Origin of the sequence: Brachyspira catarrhinii (genome assembly GCF_005518285.1) — a bacterium.
GTDB classification, from domain to species: Bacteria; Spirochaetota; Brachyspiria; order Brachyspirales; family Brachyspiraceae; genus Brachyspira; species Brachyspira catarrhinii.
In genome coordinates this window covers 1-3588 of sequence record NZ_SJDU01000244.1, presented here as the reverse complement: position 1 = coordinate 3588, position 3588 = coordinate 1, and the positions used below count along the sequence as shown (strand labels likewise).

Genomic DNA, 3588 nt, shown 5'->3' with positions numbered 1-3588 from the left:
ATTCTCTGCTTCCATAAATTAGCTTTCACGCTTTTTACGAGTTCTTCCATTTCGTCAAAAAATAATTCTTTATATTTTTCATCGGGATTGAATATCGCTTCCACAATCGGAATATCCGTTCCTTTAAAAAATATTATTCCGTTATCGTAGAAAGAAATAATATTTTTTTCAAAGATTTCGCTTTTTATTTTTGAGTTTTCTTTTAAGAAGTTGAATTGCAAATTTTTCGTCACAATAATTTTATTTTCTTTTGGAGATAAAGTATTCGCTCTCGCTTGCATTCTCGCCGCGTTATTTATAAGAAAACCCGACAAATCTCCGTCTTCGGTAATTATTAAAGAACTGTTGGTGTTTCCTCCCGATATTCCCGCGCTAATTTTAAATTCTGGCATTGTGGAAGTGTCGACATTAGGATGTTCGGTTAAAAATTTCTTTTTATTCAAAACATCGATTATCGCTATAGTCGCGCTTAAAGCGTCAGTCGCCGATGGACAAACCATAATTATTTCGTCTCCCTGTTTTCTATGAGAGAGGACATTATAAAATCTTGCAATCTCGCTTACTTTATTTTGAAGCAAATCGTCCAAAGCATGCATTTTATACAAATTATTTTTATTCTCTTCGCAAAAATTCGTATAGCCATGAATATCGAGCATCGCTATATAAATGTCGGCTATGGATAAACTTAATTTCAAATCTCCCGCAAAATTATATTTGTGATTTTCTATAACGAATTGCTCCCATAATTTTGGGTAAAGTTCCTTATCCAAATTGCTGAAAAATCCCCAATTAATTTTACGAATTAAAGAAAATAAACTTTTTAAAATATTTTCATGGTCTCTTATCTTTTCAAAATTAACATTCGGAGCGTAGGTAAAAATTTCCGAAAAAGTTTTGATATTTCCTTCAACTATTTGCTCGATTAAATGAGTATATAATTCATATTTTGAAGTCGATTGATTATAATCTTCGATTTTATTCACTTTATTTCCCTAAAATATTAAAAAAATATTTCTATTATTTAAATTTAACTTATAAATCAAAAAAATCAATAGTGAGATTTTTATTAGATTGATAAATTCAATTATTCGTTCTTCTAAATACCGCTGGGTCAATAAACGGTCTTCGTCCTTGAAATTTAGACAAATAAACGATATTGCTCGCTATTATTGGAAAACCGCTATCTCCGTATTTAATTATAGTTTCTTTCGCGTATTTTTCTTTAATCATAGAATAGGCAAAAGGTTCGCCGTCTATGATAATATGGCATAATATTCTGTCATACAAATCGTAAGAGGATATTAAAATAGATACTTTGCTAGCGTTGTTTATGGAATTGATTACAAAATTTTTCGCTTGCTCTCCATAATTTTGTTTGAGTTCGGGAGCGTCCAAACCGATAAATCTGTATCTTTGATTTTTATATTTTATCGTGTCTCCATCCAAAACTGTTATATATTTTTTATTTAAGACAACGGAATATTTATATGAATCGTAATAATCTTTATTTGTGATTGATAAAAAAATTCTCGCGTTATCTTTATCTCTTAAATTCAAATATTCTTTTGCGGTTATTTCGTTAATATTTAAAACAACTTTGCAATATTTAATATTTTTCTTTTTTAAGTATTCGATTAATTTTTTGTCGCAATAATTAATATAGAACATTATTTTTTCTTTAAAAAATTTTGAATAAAAATAAAATTGAAATTTATTAATGAATTTTATACTTGGAAAACGATTTTTTATAAAATTTTTATCTTCTTTATTTTGCTTATCGTTAATATTAATGCAATAAACTTTATCTCTATATTTTAAATAATCGTAAACGATTGAAACTTTATTATTTTCAATTAAACTTAAAAGAGAATTTGAATCGATAAATAAATTTTTTGAATTATTTAAATGAATATTTTTATTTTTAATAATTGTAATAAAGAAAATCGAAAATATTAAAAAAATTATTATAACTGTTTTAATATTTTTCGTCATTATTTGTGCTCAAAATTTTAATTCCTTCCTCTCCAAGAACGGATTTCAAGGCGAGCAAAAAAGCGGTTTCTTTATCTTTCGTAGTTTCGCTTTTATAAAGTTTCATAGCGTATCTTGCCATATTTATTCCGTCTCTAACCGAAAAAGAAGATTTATTTATATGAGATTTTTGTAAGAATCCTACCGTTATTTTCAAAATTTCTTCGTCCGCAAATGGGATGTTCATTTTTAAAATATCGTATTCTTCTTTCACATCTGGAAACGGAAGCTCTATAGTTGGCTGTAATCTCGAATGAATATATTCTGGAAGCTCGAATGTGCTTGCGTCATCGTTCATCGTGACTATTATTCTAAAATCGGGATGCGCTTTTATTTTTATTCCCGCAATAACGCTTTCTACATATCTTCTGTCGTCAAGAAGAGGCGCAAGCGAAGCCCAAGTTTTTTCGCTCATTCTGTTTCCTTCGTCAAGTATGGCGACTCCTCCCTTAATCATTGCGCTAACCAAACTCGAAGCATGATAACTTATTTGGTTGTTTTCCGATATAACGGGAATTATAATCAAATCTTCTGGGCGAGTGTCGACTGTGCATTGAAATATATAAACTTCTCTTTTAAGCAATTCTTTAGCCGCATAATAGGATAAAGTCGTTTTTCCAGCTCCAGGCTTTCCGACTATTCGAGGATTTAGCGGAATATCGTCTTCGGATATTGTATGCCAAGCCGCCATTATTTGCCGAACCAAATCGTTTTGTCCCGTCCATTTTATATTCAAATTATCGGGATGCGATAATATGAGTTCAACATTTTCTATTTTTACTTTTTCCATTTTAATTTTATCCTAATTAATAATTAAATAATTTATAGGGGGAATATTTTTAATTTAATTAATTGAAATATAATAAATGTAATTTCATAAAAAGTCAAATTTAAGTATTGTCATTACGAGCGACACACCTTTGGCTAGGAGCGAAGTAATCCAAATAAAATAATAATGTGGCTTATACTTACAATAGTAAAAAATTATAAATCATTTTCGCTTAAAGCCCGTTTTTTCATTTTTCTGTAAATATAAATATACATAATCGTAGCCAATATAACCGAAACTATATCCGCTATAGGTTGCGCCCAAACTATTCCGTTTATGCCGAATATTTTTGTTCCAATTATTATCGCTGGAATAAAAGCTATTCCCTGTCTGCTTAAAGAAAGAAATAAAGATGGAATAGCCTTTCCCAGAGCCTGAAAAGTCGACATAAATATAAATTGAAATCCTATAATCGGAGCGACAGAATAACAGGCGATTAAAAATTTAACTCCGTAATCTATTACCTCTTCATTATTGATAAATAATTTTACCGCTTGATTTGAAAATATAAAAGCCAATATAAGCAAAATTATTCCCGTTATGACGCTTACCAAACAGGAAAGTTTAATAGAGCCGTTCATTCTCTTATAATTTTTTGCGGCAAAATTATAACCAATGAAAGGCTGGACTCCCTGCCCTAATCCAATAAAAACCAAAATAACGAGAGTAAATAATCTTTGGGCGACTCCGAGTCCCGCCACAACATTATCGCCGAAACTCGCCGCATA

The 3588-nt window shown here is 29.9% G+C and carries 4 protein-coding genes; all 4 read right to left on the bottom strand.

All coding sequences use genetic code 11. From position 1 onward, the window contains the following. Positions 1 to 983 (bottom strand): nucleotidyl cyclase domain-containing protein (locus tag EZH24_RS08790; RefSeq protein WP_137998790.1); only part of this gene is annotated, 983 nt, incomplete at its 3' end. 97 nt (positions 984 to 1080) lie between these two features. After that, on the bottom strand, positions 1081 to 1992 hold the full coding sequence (locus tag EZH24_RS08785; protein WP_137998789.1) for a thermonuclease family protein: 912 nt from the start codon (positions 1990 to 1992) through the stop codon (positions 1081 to 1083). Further along, the gene (locus tag EZH24_RS08780) at positions 1976 to 2821 is read right to left on the bottom strand and encodes an AAA family ATPase (protein ID WP_137998788.1); all 846 of its coding nucleotides are present in this window, start codon (positions 2819 to 2821) and stop codon (positions 1976 to 1978) included. Before EZH24_RS08780 ends, EZH24_RS08785 begins: the two co-directional genes overlap by 17 nt. Before the next feature lie 194 nt (positions 2822 to 3015). After that, positions 3016 to 3588, bottom strand: a 573-nt coding sequence (locus EZH24_RS08775) for an MATE family efflux transporter (protein ID WP_272897888.1), incomplete at its 5' end; no start/stop codon positions are given.

Bases quoted from the DNA above. Each gene is read 5' to 3' on its own strand.
- EZH24_RS08785 (WP_137998789.1), bottom strand. From the start codon at position 1,992: ATGACGAAAAATATTAAAACAGTTATAATAATTTTTTTAATATTTTCG.
- EZH24_RS08780 (WP_137998788.1), bottom strand. From the start codon at position 2,821: ATGGAAAAAGTAAAAATAGAAAATGTTGAACTCATATTATCGCATCCC.